The following is a 21,165-nucleotide window of genomic DNA, read 5'->3' on the forward strand; positions in this document are numbered from 1 at the left end:
CACCTCCTAACATGAACTTTATGGAATAATTTTAATATTTTGTAATTATAAATGCAAGCGCTTGCACAAAAATATTTTTCTTGACTTATTCATTTTTGAGCAAATCATTTATTCGTATATATTCTACATTACAACATTTATATTCTATAAAAAATCATTTTATTATATATTCAATTTATTTTTAAAAATTCCTGTTTTAATATTATAGTTTTTTAAAAATAATGCATTCATACAAAAAGAGGCTATCAAAATGGGAAATTCAATCTCACTTTTGAAAGCCTCTTTTTGTTCTTTTTTGTTAAAAATAAATTATTTTTATCCTATAGATAAAACGATACTCTATTTAATGTCTCCCTTAAAACAATCCTACTGCTTTACCATTTTCGTCTACATCCATTTTCAATGCTGCTGGTTCTTTAGGGAGTCCAGGCATTGTCATAATATTACCTGTTAAGCACACCAAAAATTTAGCACCTAACTTTGGAATGATTTCTCGTACTGTAATTGTAAAATCTTCTGGTCGTCCTAATAGTTTTGGTTGATCTGACAATGAGTATTGTGTTTTTGCCATACAAACCGGCATTGAGTCCCAACCAAACTTTTCAATTTCAATCATTTGTTTACGTGCTTTATCTGTAAATTCTACATCTAGTCCACCATACACTTTTTGAACAATTGAACGTACTTTTTGTTCAATTGAATCAGTTACATCATATATAGGTTTAAAATGATTTTCTTTGTCGATTACTTCTAAAACTTTATTTGCAAGCTCGATACCACCTGCTCCACCATCTTCCCATACATTTGTACGAGCAATTTTAACCTGATGAGAGTCACACCAACTAATAATCTCTGCGATTTCTTTTTCAGTATCTGTAATAAATCGGTTTAATGCTACAATAGGTTCTACGCCATATTGACGGATTGTATCTATATGTTTTTCGAGATTTTTTATCCCTTTTTTAATAGCAGGTACATTTTCAAGTTGTAAACTTGATTTATCTACTCCACCATGCATTTTTAATGCTCTTGCAGTTGCTACAATTACTACAGCACTTGGCTTAAACTCACCTTGTACTGCTTTAATATCCATGAATTTTTCAGCACCTAAATCTGCACCAAAACCTGCTTCTGTAACGACAATATCAGCTAACTTACGCGCAGTTTGTGTTGCTTGAATAGAGTTACAGCCGTGTGCAATATTTGCAAAAGGTCCTCCATGAATAATTGCTGGAGTTCCTTCCATAGTTTGAACAAGATTAGGTTTGAAAGCATCCTTCAATAATAATGTCAATGCCCCTTCAACACCCAAATCACGAACAAATACTGGTTCTTTCTCAAAAGTATAGCCTATTACTATATCTGAAAGTCTTTTTTTCAGGTCTTGTAAGTCAGTAGCTAAACAGAAAATTGCCATAATTTCTGATGCTACTGTAATATCAAATCCATCTTCACGAGGTGTTCCTTGTCCTGGGCCGCCTAGACCGATTACAATATTACGTAATGCTCGATCATTCATATCTAGAACTCTTTTCCAGATAATACGACGAGGATCGATTCCTAGCTTATTCCCCTGGTGTATATGATTATCAATTAGAGCAGCAAGAGCATTATTAGCTGTTGTAATTGCATGTAAATCTCCAGTAAAGTGAAGATTTATTTCATCCATTGGCAATACTTGTGCATATCCACCACCAGTTGCTCCTCCCTTTATACCCATTACAGGTCCTAATGACGGTTCACGAAGAGCTACAACCACTTTTTTATGTAATTGATGAAGCGCATCAGATAATCCTACTGTTACAGTAGATTTACCTTCCCCTGCTGGTGTTGGATTGATAGCTGTAACTAAGACCACTTTTGCATCTGGTGTTAAGTGAGATAATTGATTTACATCAATTTTAGCTTTAAATTTCCCATAGAGTTCCAATGCTTCTTCAGGAATCCCTGCAGCTTCCGCGATTTCTGTAATTGGTTGCAATGTCGCATTTCGAGCAATTTCTAAATCTGATAATGGTTGAGTAGTTTTTGACACAGTAAAGCCTTCTTTCATTAAAAAATTTAAAAGGAGCGTAAAAGCTATACTCACTCTTTTGATACAATAACCATACTATAGAATAGAATTTTCATCAATATGATTCAAACCTCGACAATCAATTGACATATTTTATACATTCATGTATAGTTTATCCATCCTTTATTTTTTTATAAATCTGAAAACTTAATTTGTTGTTGGGAGGAACGCGAATGCCCCAAGGAAAAGTAAAATGGTTCGATAACGAAAAAGGCTATGGTTTTATTGAGTACAATAATGGTGATGACGTTTTTGTCCATTTCACAGGAATTCAACAAGAAGGTTTTCGTACATTAGAAGAAGGACAAAATGTAAGTTTTGATATTATTGAAGGAAATCGCGGACCTCAGGCTGCCAATGTGATTAAATTATAAATTTAAATAGTAAAGCTCCTCACTCTTACTGTGAGTAGCTTTTTTATATTATGCACTTATTCTTATCGCTTCTATCCTGACAATTTGATGTTTATTGACTTGGTTTACGATAAACTTAAATCCGTCTCTTTCGAAACAATCTCCCTCTTTTGCATTATCTTGATGTGACATAAACCATCCACCAATTGTATCAATATCTTCCTCAACAATTTGTACGCCTAACATACTGTTTACTTGATCAAGTAACACTTTACCATCAAAACTAAAATGACCTTCGCTTACTTTTTGAATCTCCGGTAATTCATCTTCATCAAATTCGTCACGTATTTCTCCTACAATTTCTTCAATAATATCTTCAATTGTCACAATTCCAGATGTTCCGCCATACTCATCGAGTAAAACAGCCATATGAATTCTTTCTTTTTGAAATTTAATGAGTAGGCTACTGATGGGAACTGTTTCAATAATACGAATTACGGGTTGCATAAAATCTTGAACTTTTTTTGTTTTACTGTTTTCATCTATTATCAATGCTGATAAAAGTTGTTTCATATTAACAATTCCAATTACATGGTCTTTATCACCATCTATAACTGGATATCGAGTATATTGCTCTACATTCATCAGCTCAAAAACTTCACTTAAAGTTGTTTCCTTATCAAAACTTACAATTTCCGTACGAGGCACCATAATTTCTTTTGCAATCCGTTCGTCAAATTCAAAGATTCGATTCACTAATTTATACTCAGAAGGATTAATTTCACCATTCTCATAGCTATCAGATAAAATCATTCGTAATTCTTCCTCGCTATGAACTTCTTCTCCTTCAGATTGCATTTTTAAGCCAAAAATACTTGTTAATATTCTTGCTGATCCGTTTAATAATTTTATAGCTGGATACATGATGTTATGGAAAAGAATGATGGCACCTGAAAAATTCAAGGTAATCATTTCCGCTTGTTGGATAGCTAACGTCTTAGGCGCTAACTCACCAACTACAACATGTAAAAAGGTAACAACAGAGAATGCAACAATAAACGATAATATAGAAGCTGTATTGCCTTCAATATTAAATGCTTCAAAAATTGGATGTAATAATTTTTCTGCAGTTGGCTCACCAATCCACCCTAATCCCAAAGCTGTTATTGTTATACCAAGCTGGCAAGCAGATAAATATTCATCTAGATGAGTAATTACCTTTTTGGCCCTCTTCGCCTTTTTATTTCCTTCTGCCAGCAACTGATCCACTCGTGTAGATCTTACTTTCACAATAGCAAATTCAGTTGCAACAAAAAATCCAGTCATTGCAATTAAAATTACAAACAGAACTAAATTACTGGCTATCTCAATGTCCAAATATGGTCTCTCTACGCTGAATATTGATCAACGCAGAGAATTCACCTCCTGTTATCTTACTATTCTAAATTTATAGGAAATCCTATAAAAAAAGCAAATTAAAGCTATTATTAATTTATTAATTTAAACTAAAAATTATAAATAATTTCACATTTAAAGATTAAAAGAATAAAAGAGTAAAAATAAAAAAACAACTGGTAGGAAAATGTTTTCTAAACCAGCTGTTTTATGATTAATTTTGTATTAAACTGCAAAGCTGCAAAAAAGAGCTTGTTTCACTTTATCGTATTCATCCCTTTATCTAACTGCGGCAACTGCAAAAAATTCTTGGTATAACGCTTGTAAAATTACATTTTCAAATTTTTCTTGTACGCCGAAGGATAAACTTACTTCTGATGAACCTTGGTTAATCATTTCGATATTAGCACCAGTTGTTGCTATAGCATTCGTTGCTCGAGCTGCCAAACCAGTATTATTATTCATACCTTCTCCGACAATAACAATCATTGAGAAACCGTGACGGAAATATGCATCATCTGCATGTAATTCGTCATAAACACGTTTTATAATACGCTCTTCCTTTTCTGGCGATAGTTGATGACTGCGAATAATGACTGAAATATCATCTAAGCCTGACGGTGTATGTTCATAAGAGATATGCTCTTCTTCTAAAATTTGCAACAATTTACGTCCAAATCCAATTTCTCTATTCATTAGATATTTACTTACATATAAAATTGAAAATCCTGAATCAGCAGAAATCCCTGTCACTGGGCGATGATTCTCCTTACGTTTAGAAACTATTTTCGTACCCTCCACCTTCGGATTATTTGTATTTTTGATATTCACTGGAATGCCCAATTTTACAACAGGCATTAATGCTTCATCATGAAATACAGAAAAACCTGCATAGGATAACTCTCGCATTTCTCTGTATGTAATTTCTTGAATTTCTGCTGGGTTATTGACCACTTTTGGATTTGCACTAAATACACAATCTACATCTGTGAAGTTTTCATACAAATCAGCTTGAACAGCAGCAGCTAAAATAGAACCTGTAATATCAGAACCACCACGGTCAAAAGTTCTTAGTACTCCTGCCTTTGTAAATCCAAAAAAGCCGGGAAAAACAATAATTTCTTTTGAATTTTTTAAGCTATTTAATTTCGCATAGGCTTCTGCCACCGCCATAGCTCGTTCTGGACCATCATTCACGATTAAACCTGCTTCTTTTGGATTAACATATTTTGCATTCATACCAATGCTTTTAAAGTAAGCAGCAATCATCTTCGCGTTATTATCTTCACCACTTGCTTTTAATGTATCCAATAAAAAATCATCACTAATTTTAGAAGCTTCTTCTATACGAGCATGTAAATCTGTAGCAATGGCTTCAGTTATTTTGTCGTCAAGATTCAAACCTTCTGCATTCTCTTTATATCTAGAAACTACCTGTTGTAATTCAGCTTGATATTCTTTTCCCTCAATTACTGCATTTGCTAACTGGATAAGTAAATCTGTCACTTTTATATCATTACTAAAACGTTTGCCGGGAGCAGAAACAACTATTATTCTTCGTGTAGCATCCGATTTCACGATGGCTGCAACTTTCTTAACTTGTTCTGCACTAGCGACTGAAGTCCCACCAAATTTACATACTTTCATCTCATCAGATCCTTACAATTTATTTAAAAATTTTGTTTTTGTATTTCTATAAAAAACATTTGTTTTTTCACAGTGTACAAATTATCCTAATAATAGTCAATACTTTTTCAAAAATTCTTATTAAACTGATTAAATAAAAAACATAAAGTTCTGTATATTCTAAAATGACGCAATTTTCCATTTAATAAAAACACCATAAGATTAACATTCTTATGGTGTCTTTATCAACATATATTTTTATATTAATTATGCTTTAGTATATACTTTTAGTAATTCTTCACCTAAAAATTGTAACTGTTCGCCAACAGTACATGATTCAATACAAAATTTATGAGCACCGGATTTTCCCCGCTCTTTTCGCATTTGTTTTTTTGCTAAACAGCCTTCGCAATAGTTTTCTAATAATTCATCGATTTCTTTTACTATGGTGCTCTGCTCGATCAAATGGAATCACCTCATTTTGCAGTATTTTTCTATTCTACTACCGAAATTTTGAAAGTCAAGTGATATAGTAAATAATATAAGCAAGTAAGCCATTACTATGCACCGTTTTCAAATTTACATCAATTTTACTTTCTATGTGTTAATATTCAAGTATAGAACTTGGAAGTGGTGATAAAATGTTAGAAGTATATATCGACGCAGCTAGTGCAGGAAATCCCGGACCTAGTGCTATTGGCATTTATATAAAAGGCGAAGGTCACCAAGTGAAAATTAGTGAGTCTGTTGGTATTACGAATAACCACATAGCTGAATTTATGGCTCTTATCCGAGGATTGCAAGAAGCAGCTAAATTATCTAAAGGCATTATTTCAGTGCGTTCCGACTCCAAAATTGTTGTATCATCAATCGAAAAAGAATTTGTAAAGAATGACGAATATAAGCCCTATTTACAACAAGCATTAACACTTATAGAGCGATTCGAGTTATTCTTTATAAAATGGATACCTGATTCCCAAAACAAAGCAGCAGATGCCCTTGCTCGACAAGGCATTCAAAAAACGAAAAAGCAATAAGATATAAAAAGACTTAATAGCGCCCATTAGCTATTAAGCCTTTTACTTATTCAATAATATTCATTAATGCACCTATCGCTCCGCTAAATCCATGATCCTGTAAGAAAATAGGTGTTTTCTTTTTTAGAATAGTATAATTTGCAATGATATCTCGAAGTTTTTCATTGTTATCTAGTGTAGTACCAATATATATTATATGTTCTGTATCCATTTGTTCTGCTAATTGAATACTTAATGTCGTAATAACTTCGCCTACTAAACCTTGAACTGTTGCTAACACATCTTCTGTTTCGTAATTTGTTTCATCATTAATGCCGACTTTTCCAAAATTACTTGCAGTTAAAGTAGGTTGAAGCTCAGTTGGTGAATCCATCCCCTGGTAAATATCTTGAACTAATAAATCAATCCCTTGTCGATTGCCTTTTTTAGCAAGATGCAAAACTTCCTCATAATTGTGAACGCCTGTTGTTAGCGATGCAAGTCCAATTAGTGTCCCACCACCAACGCCAGTACCACCAATTCGCATATGTTTTTCAGCATCCATATAATGGATTGAGGTTCCTGTACCGATATTCGTAATAATACTTTTATCAAAAGAATAGCCTTCTTTTTCTAATTGATATCGAACTCCTTTTAATGTTGCCTCAAACTCCACTATATAATGGATAGAATTGACCTTATCAAGTAGAACTTTAACTTGTTCTGTACGTCCACCTGTTAAACCAATTTCATCAATATCATGTTGGTTAATCCAATCTAATACATTTGGTAAATCATTCGATGGGAAATGTTGCAATTGAATCTCGTGCTGATCGTTCATATATGCTAGTTTAGTAAGTGTTCCCCCAGCGTCAATGCCTATTGTATTTGTCATCAAAATCTGCCCCTTCTTAATCGCCCATTAATACTTTACTCGGTTATTACTTTTTAAGCAATGCACCATTCTATATATTGAAAATGCTAATTGAGTCAATTTTACATTTATAGTTTTTACTATTTAAAAGAGAAGTTTCTATCTACACATTTATAAATAATAGTTTGAATTTCTAAATTCTAATTAATATTCTTGTTCTAATCAAACTATAAACAATGAACAAATCTATCATTACACATCCATTAAACTGTTATCGTTTAATTTATTTCTCAAATAAAAAATTCACATTTTAGACAAAATTATTTACCTATTATAGCACATTGGCTTTGTTTTGAAAATGCTTTCATAGATGTAAATGATAAAATAATAGACATCTAATTATTTTTGCAGAATAATAAGATATGTGTAATTATTTTCTTTTTGGGGTGAACTTTTTCAATGCAACTATAGAATAGCTTAAAAAACGAAGAAAAGTATAAAAGGATTGCTCAAGAAAGGGAACTAATTCTTTCTAAAGCAAATAAAAATTTATCCACTGTTTTTTGTCTTAACTTAGAACATACTTTTAAGTATGAACGTATTATTCGTACACTGCAAAGAGGTGCTAAGTTAGAGTTAAACAAACACCACGATGAAATTGAAGTGAAATCTGGTTTTCATATTGTCGGCAGCATTCCAGAAAATGCAGCAAAAGAAATTAATCAATTAATGTCAGAAAGACGTAGTTACAATGCTATTATCTTAAGTATTCTCGGTAGAGATGGTACTGATTTTCAAACATCTACTATTATAGAAAATGGACAAGAAAAGACCATTAAACATTTAGGAATAGAAATTTTAATCGAATTTCCTATGATATAGTTGATTTCCACTCTTATTCCTATTAAAAGCCCCTCATTATAAGAGCGGGCTTTTATTAATGTAAAATTGTACTGACTTGTTGCCAACAATTCATATTTTATTACATAAAATATTCGAGCATTTGAGTCTTTTTATCAAAAGAAATTAGTTTTTATAATGATTTGATTTTCTATTTTAGTAATTTTGATATACGATATAGATAATGTTTTATTTATTAAACGGAGGAAATTGCAAGTGACACAACAAAAAGAACTTTATAAAGAAGCAATGGCAGTTTTAAAAAAGACTAGTCGAACTTTCTTCATCCCCATTACATTTTTAGAAAAAGACCTAAAAACTACTGTAGGAACAGCTTATTTATGCATGAGAGCCATCGATGAAATAGAAGATCATGAGGAATTGCCTAACCATATTAAAACAGAGCTATTAAACGAAACAAGTAAATTATTGTTAAAGCCTTTTGACAATGATGCTTACATGAAATTATTAGAACCTTACAAAGATCAATTACCGGAAGTAACATTACGGCTGAGTGATTGGTTAACTCTATGCCCTGAGGAAATTCGTGAAACTGTTGCAGCTTCAACTAGTGAAATGGCAGAAGGAATGGCGAAATGGGCGTCTAAAGAATGGATTGTCAAAACGAAAGAAGATTTAGATGAATACACCTATTATGTTGCTGGTCTTGTTGGTGTTATGCTATCAGATATTTGGTGCTGGGGTGCTGGTATCGAAACAAATCGAGAACTTGCGATAGGCTATGGCCGAGGATTACAAGCTGTCAATATTTTACGCAATCAATCTGAAGATCAAGAACGTGGAGTAAGCTTTGTCCCAGAAGGATGGACAAGAGAAGATTTGTTCAATTATGCAGAAGAAAATTTAGCTAAAGCGGATGAATACAATAAAAGTATTTCAAAACGCAGTATTTTAATGTTTTGTAAAATTCCTCTTGCATTAGCACATAAAACACTCGACACAATGCGAAAAGGAAATAAAAAAATGACGCGTAAGGAAGTCGAACAAACTGTTGAGGAACTAACCGCTGAATAACTTAGATTTTAAGACAAAAGAAAACTGACTCTAACCGGTCTGTTTTCTTTTGTCTTTTAAATTTACTATTTGATATTGGTTACTACATAATCACATAATTTACGGAAGTTAGTGATAAATCTTTCATTTGACTCTTTTGACCTTTTTTTCGGCCCTTTTGTTCTTCCACCAGCCTGACGAATTTTTTGGTTGATATGACGCGAATATAGAAGTTGATCTATATTTTCAGACGTATATTGTAGACCATTTTGATTCATAACATAGCCACCTTTTGCTAACACCATAGCGGCAAGACCATAATCCTGTGTTATTGAAATATCCCCTTTTTGTAGTTGATTAACTAGTGCAAAGTCAACTGCATCTGCACCTTTAGAAACTATTACCGTTTTAATACCTTCTATTTCAAATCGATGTGAGGTATCACAAAAAATAATTACTTCTAATTGGAACTCTTTTGCAATTTGAATGGCCTCTTTAACGACAGGACACCCATCGGCATCTATACATATTTTTGACATTTGTCGTACCTCCTATATATAGTTTACCTTATTTAATCGTACATAATAATGCTTAATTGCCACAATTGTTAGCGCTTTCCGGTTAAAAATTCAGTTAATTTCGTATTTTTATAATATTAAGTGATTGAAAATTCATATGATTAAGTCTAAAATACAAATATACTTTACTAATACTTCATGGGGGTTTTCAAAATGGTCACAACAATGTCAGATTCACAAAAAGTAGCAACTGAATATATTGATTCAGTGTATAACAACCTTAAAGAAAAACACGGGCATGAACCAGAATTTTTACAAGCAGTTAAAGAAATTCTATATTCTTTAACACCCGTATTTGCACAACGTCCTGAGTATATGAAAGCAAGTCTTTTAGAAAGAATCGTTGAACCAGAACGTGTAGTAAAATTCCGTGTATCTTGGGAAGATGATCATGGTAAAATTCAAGTTAACCGTGGCTATCGAGTTCAATATAGCTCAGCAATCGGACCTTACAAAGGTGGCCTACGCTTCCATCCATCTGTTAACGAAAGTATTATCAAATTCTTAGGTTTTGAGCAAATTTTCAAAAACTCATTAACAGGTCAACCAATTGGTGGTGCAAAAGGCGGTTCAGACTTCGATCCAAAAGGTAAATCAGATGCTGAAATCATGCGTTTTTGTCAAGCATTTATGACCGAATTACATAAATATATTGGACCTGACGTTGACGTGCCAGCTGGTGATATTGGTGTAGGAGCTCGTGAAATTGGTTTCTTATTTGGTCAGTATAACCGTATCCGTGGAGCATATGAACCAGGTGTTATTACTGGTAAGTTACCACGTTTTGGAGGTTCTTTAGCTCGAAAAGAAGCAACTGGTTATGGATGTGTTTACTTCGTACAAGAAATGCTAAAAGAAATAAACATGACATTTGATGGTGCAACTGTTGTCGTTTCAGGTTCAGGAAATGTTTCAACATATGCGATTGAAAAAGCACAACAATTAGGTGCAAAAGTTGTTGCATGTTCTGATTCAAACGGTTATATATTTGATTCAAATGGCATCGATTTAGATACAGTTAAAGAAATTAAAGAAGTGCGACATGGTCGTATTAAAGAATATGTTGAAACTCACCCAAATGCAACTTATACAGAAGATTGTCATGGTATTTGGTCTATTCCATGTGATATTGCCCTTCCATGTGCAACACAAAATGAAATAGATGAGGAATCTGCTAAGACACTTGTTAAAAATGGCGTAAAAGCTGTTGGTGAAGGTGCGAATATGCCTTCTACTCTTAAAGCCATCGATGTTTACTTTGAAAATAATGTATTGTTCGCACCTGCTAAAGCTGCAAACGCTGGTGGTGTAGCTGTTTCTGCTCTTGAAATGGCACAAAACAGTATGCGTCTATTCTGGACATTTGAAGAAGTAGATCAAAAATTGCATGACATCATGACATCTATATACAAAAATAGTGTCCAAGCTGCAAAAGAATTTGGTCATGAAGGTAACTTATTAATCGGTGCCAACATCGCAGGATTCTTAAAAGTTGCAGATGCAATGATTGCACAAGGTGTTATCTAATCATTAATAATGTTTTTCTCTTTAGTATAGTAAAGCGGTAAATCCTAATGGGTTTACTGCTTTTTTCGCCATATTTGTCCATTTCAACACTTTTCTCCTCTCTTTAGGCTATTTTTTACTATTATGAATTACAATAACTTACAATAACATGAAAGGGGGTATGGAAAATGGAACTGATTTATAAAGGTACAACCAAAGATGTTTATAAAATTGATGAAAATCATTTTGTTTTACAATTTAAACATGTTTTAAGTGACCAAGGGGTGACAAGTCACAATAATGTTGGAACAACTACTGAAATCATGAACGCAAGTCATAGTTTAACAACATACTTTTATAAAAGATTAAAAGCAATCGATATTCCGACATATTATCTATCTTCAAATATGGAAGAGGCAACAATTACTGTAAAGCCAACTACTCTTATAGGCAATGGCCTTATAGTATTATGTCAGTTTCCAAGTGCTAATACGCTTTGGCATTATGACCAAGATGGTCATGAACTTGAAGATGTTGTATCTATTTCATATTTTGAAGATGAACATCAAAATGATTCTATTGCTAAATCGATTTTATTTGAAAAAGGAATTTTATCCAAAGATGAAGAACGATCATTAGAATTACTTTCTATTGATATTTCGAATTTTGTAAGAACTGAATTGGCCAAAAAAGGTCTAAAACTTCATGAGATAAAGTTAAAATTTGGCCGTGAAACTCAAAATGGTGATTTGCTTTTAATCGATGAAATTTCAGGCCAGAATATTATTGCTTACCAGGATACCAAATATATTACCCCTCTGTTACTAGACAAGATAATATTAAACAAATAATACATGTAGCCTAACCTTAGTGTTAGGTTTTTTAATTTCTTGTTTTTTCTGAAATGTTTTACTTTACTAAATATACGTTTTATAATGAAAATAATTCGTATTACGTAATAAAAGGGAGTGCTATAAATGATTGATAATATTCTTAAACGCAAGGATGTTCCCGTTTCTGAAACTTGGGATTTAACGGATCTTGTAACAAATGAAGAAGCATACAATGAAGGTGTAAAAAAAGTATTTGAAGATGCAAAAAAATTCAATCTTCAATATCAAGGGCATATTACGGATGCAAAGCAAGTAGCTAATGTTATTACCGATTATGAAGCTTTAGTAGAAGCTATAATTCCTTATGGTGCATTTATGTCATTAGATCTTGAAACAGATCAAACAAATGACTTTGCTCAAATGCGTGCTAACAACTTTGGAAATATTTCATCTCAAATTGCTAGTTTAGTATCATTTGTAGATAGTGAAATACTTGCCTTACCGACGGAATTACTAGAAGAAGCTATTCAACTAGCACCAAATTATACACACTATATTAAACGCCTTATTGCAAAAAAAGAACATCAATTACATCCTGAAGCGGAAAAAGCTTTAGCTGCACTTGGTTCTACTTTTGATGCTGCATATGGTATATACAATACTACTAAACTAGTTGATATGAAATTCAAAAACTTCACTGTTGGTGATAAAAGTTATCCACTGAGCTATAACCTTTTCGAAGGAGATTGGGAACTAGAGTCTGATAAGAATATCCGTCGTGAAGCATTCAAAGCATTTTCTGAAAAACTAGCTGACTATCAACATACAACAGCTAAAGCATACAACACACATGTACAAACTGAAAAAACAATTGCTAATTTACGTGGCTACGAATCGGTAATCGATTATCTCCTATTTGACCAAGAGGTAGATCGTGATTTATACAATCGTCAAATTGATGTAATTATGAAGGAATTAGCACCACATATGCGCCGTTATGCAAAACTTCTACAAAAAGAACATGGCTTAGATAAGATGACTTTTGCTGATTTAAAAATCTCCCTAGATCCTGATTATGAGCCATCTATCACTATCCCAGAGTCACGTGATTATATGAAAAAAGCACTTGGAGTTATGGGAGAAGATTATGTAAAAATGATTGATAGTGCATTTGAGGATCGCTGGATAGATTTTGCGAACAACGAAGGAAAATCTACTGGTGCATTTTGTTCTAGTCCATATGGATCCCACTCATATATTTTAATTTCTTGGACTCAACGTATGAATGAGGTTTTTGTATTAGCCCATGAACTAGGCCATGCTGGACATTTTAAAAATGCGCATAAACATCAATCTTATTTCAACAGTGAATCTTCTACTTATTTCGTAGAATCACCATCAACTATGAATGAAATGTTAATGGCCAATTATTTACTTAAAAATTCGAATGATCCACGTTTTAAACGTTGGGTAATTTCAACCATAGTCGCTCGTACTTACTATCATAACTTTGTTACTCACCTTTTAGAAGCTGCATATCAACGAAAAGTTTATGAATTAGTGGATGCTGGTGAAAGTGTTAATGCAACCATTTTAAACGATTTAAAACGCTCCGTTTTAGAAGAGTTCTGGGGAGACGATGTAGAACTTAATAAGGGGGCTGAACTAACTTGGATGCGCCAACCACATTATTATATGGGGTTATATCCTTACACTTACAGCGCAGGGTTAACAATTTCTACACAAGTATCACAACGTATTTTACATGAAGGTCAACCAGCGGTAGATGATTGGTTGAAAGTCTTACAAGCTGGTGGTACTAAGTCACCTGTTGAATTAGCACAAATGGCTGGTGTGGACATTACAACCGATAAACCTCTACAAGATACAATTGCCTTTATCGGCTCATTAATTGATCAATTAGAAGCGTTGACAGAGGAAATCCATCAAGCTAAATAAGAATTATACTCACTACTATAAATTATTAAAACAGAAAGAGATGGCTACCAAATTACTGGTGCCATCTCTTTCTATTTTCAAACATTTATCTTCTTATATTTCTAACTTGACGATTTTTTGTCCATACACCGATGATGATTAATAATACCATACTAATAATTGGTATAAGATGTTCCATCATAGGGAAAGTAGCTTCAACAAGTTGATGACCATACTTATCATCTACAACCATTGTGCCTGCAGTGTAAGCAATTAATAATGCACCAATCCAAATAAGAATTGGAAATTTCTCCATTAACTTAATAATAATTTGGCTACCAAAGACGATTAAAGGAATACTAACAAGTAATCCTAATGCGACAAGGCCAATGTGACCATTCGCAACTCCAGCGATGGCAAGTACATTATCTAAACTCATCACAAAGTCCGCAACAATAATTGTTCGAACTGCTGCAAATAAGTTATTACCACTTTTAACATCTGGATCTTCATCTCCAGATCTTAATAAGTCAAATGCAATGTAAAGTAGCAATAAGCCACCGACTACTTTTACTAACGGTATTTGTAAAAGCCAAACGGCTACAAATGTTAAGACAATCCGTAAACCAATGGCGCCACCTGTACCAAGTAAAATTGCCTTTTTACGTTGTTCTTTTGCTAAATTTCGGCAAGCGAGTGCAATTACGACTGCATTATCCCCACTCAAAACGATATCTAACAAAATAATTGAAGCTATTTTTGCTAGGAATGCTGCTTCCATTTATTCTCCCACTTTCTAAAATCCTATCTTGTACTATTCTACTCTTTTCAACAGAAATGAAAAGGAAAATCTATTGTTTTTTGGAACATATTTATACTTTCTTACTCTAAAACAGTTTACGATTGAGCTATCAATTTTATTCTTCCATTCGTGATAATTAACTTCAGTATTTGTTAAAAATCTCAAATATTTACGATTATTACTTATATAAAGTTCCTCATTCATACCACTACTGATATTTTATAAACTGTAGCAATTATATTCAATCACCGTGATAAATAATGGTTATCACATCAAAATATCAAAATAAAGAAGCTATCGTACTTTCCAAGTATCTTACTTGTATTTAGTTTCACCTTATATAAACTACTATAAAAAATAAGAATATTTGGATTTTTCACTCATTTTTCATATATTATTAATTATGTATTTATATTATGCGTTGAAGGAGTGTTTAGGGTGAAACCAAGACTTTTAGTTATGAGAGAGATAGACCATCATTTTCTAGATTATTTATCTAATTATTTTGAAACAGACTACCAACCATCTTTTTCTAGAGAACAATTTCTAACTTCACTAGAAAGTGCACAAGCTATCTTAAATTATGGTATTAAAATTGATGAAGAACTCATTCAACATGCTCCTCGATTAAAACTAGTTAGTAACATAAGTGTTGGATATGATAATTTTGATATTGCTGCAATGAAGAAAGCTGGAATAATTGGTACACATACACCTAATGTATTAAATGACTGTGTGGTAGATTTAACATTTGGTCTTATGTTAAATACCTCTAGAAGAATCAGTGAACTTGCCTCTACTATTAAAAGGAAAAAGTGGATTATAAAAGATGATGTAAATTATTATGGACTTGATGTACACCACAAAAAATTAGGCATTATTGGACTGGGACGTATTGGTGAAGAACTAGCTAGACGTGCTAAACTTGGGTTTTCAATGGATGTTAGTTATTATAATCGTCGTAAAAAGAGTGAATTAGAGAATGAAAATATTTTATGGAAACCACTAGATCAACTTCTAGAAGAATCTGATTTTGTTGTTCTACTAACACCACTTACTGAAGAAACAAGGAATTTAATGAATGCTTCTAAGTTTGAAAAGATGAAAAAAACAGCGATATTCATTAATATGTCAAGAGGTGCGACGGTAGACGAAAAAGCACTGTATAATGCGTTAAAAAATCATGATATTTACGCAGCTGCTTCGGACGTATTTGTTCATGAACCTATAAACAATGATAACCCATTGCTTGAATTAGATAACTTTACAGCAACCCCACATATAGGTTCCGCTACGCAAGAAACTAGAAACGCCATGACAAAACTAGCTATAGAAAATACGATAGAGGTCTTAATTAACGGAAAAATGCAAAATGTGGTGCCTGAGCTTCAAATGCTTTTAAAATAAGTGTAGGATTTATCAAGAGGAGTTTGATATCTTCAATACACTAAATTGTAGTGTATAATTAAAAGAAGTTCTTATTAGTTTTTAAAGTAAAGGAAGTTTGTATATATGGAAGCAAAAAATCCAGGAAAATTAACTGAAGATGAATTAGCAGTATATGAATTTGCACTTCGAGATGAATTTAATGGTATGCACATTCCTCCTGAAAAGCAGGAATATTACCTTGAAAAAATTCTAAAATCAAACGAAGAGTGCATCTTGCATTTAAGAAAAAAAGGTGCCATAGCTATCTCAAGAGAAGTTGTCACTGAAGACAATATTTTCGGAGCATAATATCTTCATTAACACCGATGATGGAAGTAAAAGGTCAAGTACTACGACTATACAGTAGTAACTTGACCTTTTTACTATTTTTTGAATTTAGGATAACCAATTAGTATCGCTACAATTGCGCAAATCCCCATTAAAATTGGATAATATGAATATTGCAACATATCAATAGTTGAAATCCCTGCTACACTTGCAGCTGCTAATAATTGTGGCGAATAAGGTAAAAATCCTTGCCAAACACTCGCAAAAATATCTAATAAGCTGGCTGATTTTCGATGATCAACTTGATATTGATCAGCAATATTTTTGGCAATTGGACCAGTCATTAAGATTGAAATTGTATTATTTACTGTTGAAATATCTGTCACACTAACCAGTGAGGCAATTCCAAACTCTGCTCCCTTTTTCGAACGAATACGTGTTGAAATCGTATAAAGTAAATATTGAATACCACCATTATGTTGTATTAATGCAACTAAACCACTAATTAGAATAGCAATAATTGCAATATCCTCCATTCCTATCATTCCCTCACTTACTGCTTTGATGAATGAAAGGAACGTTAACTTACCATTGATAAAACCAACAATAGCTGAAGCGATAATACCTCCGATTAAAACTTTTAATACATCAACACCGATTAATGCAACGATCAATACAAACAGGTAAGGTATGACAGAAATAATGGAATAATCATAATTTCCTTGTAAGGATTGACTCTTTCCCATAGTCATTAAAGCTATTATGATTGCAGTAACCATGGCTGCCGGTAGGACGATACGTAAATTCACTTTAAATTTATCCTTCATATCTGTTCCCTGTGTACGAACTGCAGCAATGGTGGTGTCTGAAATAATGGATAAATTATCGCCAAACATCGCTCCTCCAACAACAGTTGCCATAGCTAGTCCCATTGATATACCAGTAGCATCAGCAATTCCAACACCAATTGGCGCTAATGCAACTACTGTTCCCATTGATGTCCCCATTGAAAGTGAGATAAAACATCCAATGATAAATAAGCCAACTAATAAGAAGTTCTCTGGCAAATATGACAACCCTAAATTTACAGTTGACTCTACTGCTCCCATTTCTTTAGCTACGCTTGAAAAGGCTCCTGCTAATACAAATATAACGACCATTAGCATTACATTTGCATTGCCTGCTCCTTTTGTGAAAATTTCAATTTTTTTCGTCATCTTCTCTTGACGATTCATCATAAATGATAGTATACAACTAACTCCTACGGCAACATTTAATGGCATAGCCGTAAAATCTTTTGTTACTATACCTGTTCCTATAAATAAAAGTACAAATACAACAAAAGGAAGTAACGCCCATTTATTGCCCTTTTCAATATGTTCCATGTATAAAAAAATACCTCCATCTTAACAAAAAGCGTATCAAAAATTTACTAGAGACAAATTTAATCATACTGAAAAGACGTTAATTTGTAAATTTTTTATGTCTTTTGAAAATTCATATTTTCATATTTATTTCTAGTTATACTGTTATTGATAACTTTAATAAAAAAGATATCTCAATAAATAGTGAGATATCTCTTTTGGTCCTTTAAATAGATATTCCTGAAAATGCACTATACAACAATAAACCCAAAATACCTATTACTACTATTAGCAAGAAAGTCGGGATAAAAATTGTAAAAAATGCTTTCCAATTCGAAAATCGATGTGCAACAGCAATACCAGCTATATTAATCACTAATGACCAGACTGAAACAATTGTGCTGATTAGAAGTGAAGCAAAAGCGGCAATATTTAATATAATCGTTGATGATTCATAGTTTGTATCAAAAAAGGTTTGAGGCGAATTTGCCATCCAAACAATCAGAAATGGAGTTATCGCTATTGATGGAATAGAGGAAACACTTGTTACTTTCCAAATATCCTCAAAACTACCCTTACCACCGAAGATTTTACCTACGATCCAAGTAACAGCTGTACCAATGGCAACACTAACTGCACCTATAAAAGGTCCTGTAATAATACATGCCAAAAGCAATAACCATGTTTGAAAAGAGGGATAGAGCTTTGTATCTTCTAATTCTGAAATTCCCGTAGCAATTCCACCCAATAAAATAAATCCAATTGTATATGTCCAATTTTTATGTTCTAGTATGAATTGGGCAGTTTTTTTAGGATGAAGCCAAATTGAGAAAAAGGGCTGAATCTTATAATCTGTTCGCTTTTCTTGAGGCTGGTTCATTAATTCTATTTTCTCTCCTTGCAGCAATATATTTTAATAGAGTGATTTGATTTAAATATGAAAGTTATAATAATATTTCATTAAAATAAGGTCCTATATGTTCGATATAGAGATTTGCGTCCTGTTTTGAATTTAAGGTTAAAAGTGTACGATACCCATCCACCTTAAGTGTTGCTCCAATATTATACTGATCTAATTTTTCTTGTAGCTGCTCTTTCGTAAGGATATGGAAATGCTCTAGAACCCCAATTTCAAGCAAGTCGAATGGTTCTCCTTTTTCATTTACTGCATAAATTTTTTCTACTTTTTGAGTATCTCTTGCAATAAGAATTTGGCTAACACGAAATTTATTTTCCAAAATATTCATCTACTTTCTAGTATTTTACCAATAACTTTTATTATATTTTCTTACCTATTTTCATATATTTATTATTATAGCAAAGCTATTTATAAAATATCTACTTTGCTAAATACCTTCCTACTCTCAATCCTGTAAAAAGACATCCACCTAAGAAAGTACCCTCTAACGAACGATATCCATGTACCCCTCCACCACCAAAGCCAGCAACTTCTCCTGCAGCAAATAGTCCAGGAATGGGTTCTCCTGCATGATTAAGTACTGCCCCATTTAAATCTGTTTGCAATCCACCTAGAGTTTTACGGGTTAAAATATTCAGTCGTACGGCTATTAACGGTCCACAAGAAGGATCTAATAGTTTGTGCGGTTTCGAAACACGTATTAATTTGTCTCCTATATATTTACGTGCACAGAAGATGGCATTGATTTGTGCATCTTTTGTAAATGGATTATCTAGTTCTCTATCACGTGCTATAATCTGTTCTTTAATATTGATAAAATCTAGAAGATTATTACCTACTAGTTTATTCATACCTTCAACTAGTTCTTTAACATTATTGGCAACGACAAAATCTTCTCCTCGTTCTTTAAACGCTTGTACTGGTGCTGGTGGTCCTGGTAATATTCGTTTTAATACCTGCTTAATACTTTTATTTGTTAAGTCTGGATTCTGTTCAGATCCAGATAACGCAAATTCCTTTTCAATAATTTTTTCTGTTAGGATAAACCAGGAATAATCATAGCCTGTCTTTTGAATTGCTTCTAGTGTACTCAACGTATCAAATCCTGGGAAATTAGGAGCATGGAAGCGATTTCCTTTTGCATCAATCCAAAGAGAAGACGGTCCTGGCAATATACGTATACCATGGTTTTTCCAAATTGGATTCCAATTCTTCAACCCTTCCGTATAATGCCACATGCGATCACGATTAACGATGCCCCTCCTACCTTCTCTGATACGGCCAACATTTTCCCATCCACAAACGCAGGAACTCCAGCAATCATATTTTGAGGTGGGGAGCTAAGACGTGAGGGCCAATTTTGACGTACGAGTTCTAGGTTCGCTCCGATACCTCCACTTGCCACAATCACAGCATCAGCGTAATGATAAAATTCCCCTACTATCTCTCGTGACGTTTCTTGACCACGTGGGGTATTATCTTCAGCTAGTATTGTACCTGCTATTCCTACAACGGTGCCATTCTTTGCAATGAGTTCAGTTACTTGATGGCGCGGTTTAAAATCGAGTAATCCTGCAACTCTTGCACTTTGTACTCGCTTTAAAAAAGGTTCTAATAATCCTGGACCTGTCCCCCAAGTAATATGAAATCTTGGCACTGAATTTCCATGTCCATCTGCAAAGGAACCTCCTCTTTCTGCCCAACCAACGACTGGAAATAGCTTGATACCTTTTTCTTTAAGCCAACTATACTTTTCACCTGCTGCAAATTCGACATATGCTTTTGCCCATCGATATGCAAAAGCATCTTCGTCTTCTAAGCGATCAAATCCTGCTGTACCTTGCCAATCTTGCCAAGCAAGTTCAAAACTATCCTTCACACCTAATCGGCGTTGCTCCGGTGTATCAACCAAAAATAATCCCCCAAATGACCAAAAAGCTTGACCACCTAGTGATTGTTCTCCTTCCTGATCAACCAATAACACCTTCTTTCCAGCATCCACTAATTCACTAGCTGCTGTTAAACCTGCAAGACCCGAACCTATTATGATTACATCGTACTTCAGTATTTTCCCTCCTTCTATTCAATTCTCGCTATCTATCTTGATATTATTATATTTTCATCTTTTGCTTAGCATGAATTAATATAGGATAAAACAGGAGGACCTCAAGAAGGAGGAATGATAATTTAATCAATAAAACATTTCTTGTATTTCATTTTAAAGTAGTAAGGCAATTGTCCATAAAGAAAATTAGGC

At 33.3% G+C, this 21,165-nt stretch carries 19 protein-coding genes and 1 pseudogene; 9 read left to right on the forward strand and 11 right to left on the reverse strand.

Annotated features, from left to right (window positions below; translation table 11 throughout):
• Positions 1-355 precede the first annotated feature (355 nt).
• Complete coding sequence (locus D1606_RS11125; RefSeq protein ID WP_233548083.1) at positions 356-2,035, reverse strand: formate--tetrahydrofolate ligase; 1,680 nt, start codon at positions 2,033-2,035, stop codon at positions 356-358.
• Positions 2,036-2,247: 212 nt separating this feature from the next.
• Here D1606_RS11125 and D1606_RS11130 point away from each other — a divergent pair, with 212 nt between their 5' ends.
• On the forward strand, positions 2,248-2,448 hold the full coding sequence (locus tag D1606_RS11130) for a cold-shock protein (protein ID WP_119416082.1): 201 nt from the start codon (positions 2,248-2,250) through the stop codon (positions 2,446-2,448).
• A 48-nt stretch (positions 2,449-2,496) separates the two neighbouring features.
• Here the strand turns inward: D1606_RS11130 and D1606_RS11135 are convergent, their stop codons facing one another.
• From D1606_RS11135 to D1606_RS11145, 3 genes are all read right to left on the reverse strand, one after another.
• Entirely contained in the window at positions 2,497-3,804 is a 1,308-nt protein-coding gene (locus D1606_RS11135; protein WP_119416083.1) for a hemolysin family protein, read from the reverse strand.
• Positions 3,805-4,101: 297 nt separating this feature from the next.
• Positions 4,102-5,469, reverse strand: a complete 1,368-nt coding sequence (locus D1606_RS11140) for an aspartate kinase (RefSeq protein ID WP_119416084.1) — start codon at positions 5,467-5,469, stop codon at positions 4,102-4,104.
• A gap of 246 nt (positions 5,470-5,715) precedes the next feature.
• Positions 5,716-5,910, reverse strand: a complete 195-nt coding sequence (locus D1606_RS11145; protein ID WP_119416101.1) for a zinc-finger domain-containing protein — start codon at positions 5,908-5,910, stop codon at positions 5,716-5,718.
• A gap of 179 nt (positions 5,911-6,089) precedes the next feature.
• Here D1606_RS11145 and D1606_RS11150 point away from each other — a divergent pair, with 179 nt between their 5' ends.
• Positions 6,090-6,485, forward strand: coding sequence for a ribonuclease HI family protein (locus D1606_RS11150; RefSeq protein WP_119416085.1), 396 nt, complete (start codon positions 6,090-6,092; stop codon positions 6,483-6,485).
• Positions 6,486-6,531: 46 nt separating this feature from the next.
• Here D1606_RS11150 and coaW read toward each other — a convergent pair whose 3' ends face one another.
• Positions 6,532-7,359, reverse strand: a complete 828-nt coding sequence (gene coaW, locus D1606_RS11155; RefSeq protein WP_119416086.1) for a type II pantothenate kinase — start codon at positions 7,357-7,359, stop codon at positions 6,532-6,534.
• Positions 7,360-8,001: 642 nt separating this feature from the next.
• Here coaW and D1606_RS11160 point away from each other — a divergent pair.
• Both D1606_RS11160 and D1606_RS11165 read left to right on the forward strand, forming a co-directional pair.
• A complete protein-coding gene (locus tag D1606_RS11160) occupies positions 8,002-8,220 on the forward strand; it encodes a hypothetical protein (RefSeq protein ID WP_119416087.1) in 219 nt (72 codons plus the stop codon).
• Between the two features lie 234 nt (positions 8,221-8,454).
• On the forward strand, positions 8,455-9,273 hold the full coding sequence (locus tag D1606_RS11165) for a squalene/phytoene synthase family protein (protein WP_199670738.1): 819 nt from the start codon (positions 8,455-8,457) through the stop codon (positions 9,271-9,273).
• A gap of 65 nt (positions 9,274-9,338) precedes the next feature.
• Here the strand turns inward: D1606_RS11165 and D1606_RS11170 are convergent, their stop codons facing one another.
• Positions 9,339-9,791, reverse strand: coding sequence for a YaiI/YqxD family protein (locus D1606_RS11170; RefSeq protein WP_119416088.1), 453 nt, complete (start codon positions 9,789-9,791; stop codon positions 9,339-9,341).
• Between the two features lie 192 nt (positions 9,792-9,983).
• Here D1606_RS11170 and gdhA point away from each other — a divergent pair, with 192 nt between their 5' ends.
• The 3 genes from gdhA (at position 9,984) to pepF (ending at position 14,128) form a co-directional block, all read left to right on the forward strand.
• Positions 9,984-11,357, forward strand: coding sequence for an NADP-specific glutamate dehydrogenase (gene gdhA, locus D1606_RS11175; protein WP_199670739.1), 1,374 nt, complete (start codon positions 9,984-9,986; stop codon positions 11,355-11,357).
• Positions 11,358-11,524: 167 nt separating this feature from the next.
• On the forward strand, positions 11,525-12,187 hold the full coding sequence (locus D1606_RS11180) for a phosphoribosylaminoimidazolesuccinocarboxamide synthase (RefSeq protein WP_119416089.1): 663 nt from the start codon (positions 11,525-11,527) through the stop codon (positions 12,185-12,187).
• A 126-nt stretch (positions 12,188-12,313) separates the two neighbouring features.
• A complete protein-coding gene (pepF, locus tag D1606_RS11185; RefSeq protein WP_119416090.1) occupies positions 12,314-14,128 on the forward strand; it encodes an oligoendopeptidase F in 1,815 nt (604 codons plus the stop codon).
• Between the two features lie 85 nt (positions 14,129-14,213).
• Here the strand turns inward: pepF and D1606_RS11190 are convergent, their stop codons facing one another.
• Positions 14,214-14,888 carry a TerC family protein gene (locus D1606_RS11190; protein ID WP_119416091.1) on the reverse strand — a complete coding sequence of 225 codons (675 nt, stop codon included), beginning with the start codon at positions 14,886-14,888 and terminating at the stop codon, positions 14,214-14,216.
• Between the two features lie 459 nt (positions 14,889-15,347).
• On the opposite strand from D1606_RS11190, the gene D1606_RS11195 reads away from it, so the two are divergent.
• The gene (locus D1606_RS11195; protein ID WP_119416092.1) at positions 15,348-16,316 is read left to right on the forward strand and encodes a 2-hydroxyacid dehydrogenase; all 969 of its coding nucleotides are present in this window, start codon (positions 15,348-15,350) and stop codon (positions 16,314-16,316) included.
• Positions 16,317-16,421: 105 nt separating this feature from the next.
• Entirely contained in the window at positions 16,422-16,646 is a 225-nt protein-coding gene (locus D1606_RS11200; protein ID WP_119416093.1) for a hypothetical protein, read from the forward strand.
• Positions 16,647-16,720: 74 nt separating this feature from the next.
• Here the strand turns inward: D1606_RS11200 and D1606_RS11205 are convergent, their stop codons facing one another.
• The 4 genes and pseudogenes from D1606_RS11205 to D1606_RS11220 all read right to left on the reverse strand — a co-directional run bounded on the left by D1606_RS11205 (position 16,721) and on the right by D1606_RS11220 (position 20,973).
• The gene (locus tag D1606_RS11205) at positions 16,721-18,010 is read right to left on the reverse strand and encodes a Na+/H+ antiporter NhaC family protein (protein WP_119416094.1); all 1,290 of its coding nucleotides are present in this window, start codon (positions 18,008-18,010) and stop codon (positions 16,721-16,723) included.
• Between the two features lie 205 nt (positions 18,011-18,215).
• Complete coding sequence (locus D1606_RS11210) at positions 18,216-18,869, reverse strand: Yip1 family protein (protein WP_119416095.1); 654 nt, start codon at positions 18,867-18,869, stop codon at positions 18,216-18,218.
• A 64-nt stretch (positions 18,870-18,933) separates the two neighbouring features.
• A complete protein-coding gene (locus D1606_RS11215; protein WP_119416096.1) occupies positions 18,934-19,227 on the reverse strand; it encodes a hypothetical protein in 294 nt (97 codons plus the stop codon).
• 100 nt (positions 19,228-19,327) lie between these two features.
• Positions 19,328-20,973, reverse strand: a pseudogene (locus tag D1606_RS11220) (FAD-binding dehydrogenase).
• Between the last annotated feature and the right edge of the window lie 192 nt (positions 20,974-21,165).

The organism is Rummeliibacillus sp. POC4 (assembly GCF_003576525.1).
GTDB lineage: Bacteria > Bacillota > Bacilli > Bacillales_A > Planococcaceae > Rummeliibacillus.

Excerpts from the sequence above, each read along its gene's own strand:
- D1606_RS11200 (WP_119416093.1), top strand. The coding sequence starts at position 16,422 with ATGGAAGCAAAAAATCCAGGAAAATTAACTGAAGATGAATTAGCAGTA.
- pepF (WP_119416090.1), top strand. The coding sequence starts at position 12,314 with ATGATTGATAATATTCTTAAACGCAAGGATGTTCCCGTTTCTGAAACT.
- D1606_RS11190 (WP_119416091.1), bottom strand. The coding sequence starts at position 14,888 with ATGGAAGCAGCATTCCTAGCAAAAATAGCTTCAATTATTTTGTTAGAT.
- D1606_RS11140 (WP_119416084.1), bottom strand. The coding sequence starts at position 5,469 with ATGAAAGTATGTAAATTTGGTGGGACTTCAGTCGCTAGTGCAGAACAA.
- D1606_RS11180 (WP_119416089.1), top strand. The coding sequence starts at position 11,525 with ATGGAACTGATTTATAAAGGTACAACCAAAGATGTTTATAAAATTGAT.
- D1606_RS11210 (WP_119416095.1), bottom strand. The coding sequence starts at position 18,869 with ATGAACCAGCCTCAAGAAAAGCGAACAGATTATAAGATTCAGCCCTTT.
- coaW (WP_119416086.1), bottom strand. The coding sequence starts at position 7,359 with ATGACAAATACAATAGGCATTGACGCTGGGGGAACACTTACTAAACTA.
- D1606_RS11205 (WP_119416094.1), bottom strand. The coding sequence starts at position 18,010 with ATGGAACATATTGAAAAGGGCAATAAATGGGCGTTACTTCCTTTTGTT.
- gdhA (WP_199670739.1), top strand. The coding sequence starts at position 9,984 with ATGGTCACAACAATGTCAGATTCACAAAAAGTAGCAACTGAATATATT.
- D1606_RS11150 (WP_119416085.1), top strand. The coding sequence starts at position 6,090 with ATGTTAGAAGTATATATCGACGCAGCTAGTGCAGGAAATCCCGGACCT.
- D1606_RS11170 (WP_119416088.1), bottom strand. The coding sequence starts at position 9,791 with ATGTCAAAAATATGTATAGATGCCGATGGGTGTCCTGTCGTTAAAGAG.
- D1606_RS11130 (WP_119416082.1), top strand. The coding sequence starts at position 2,248 with ATGCCCCAAGGAAAAGTAAAATGGTTCGATAACGAAAAAGGCTATGGT.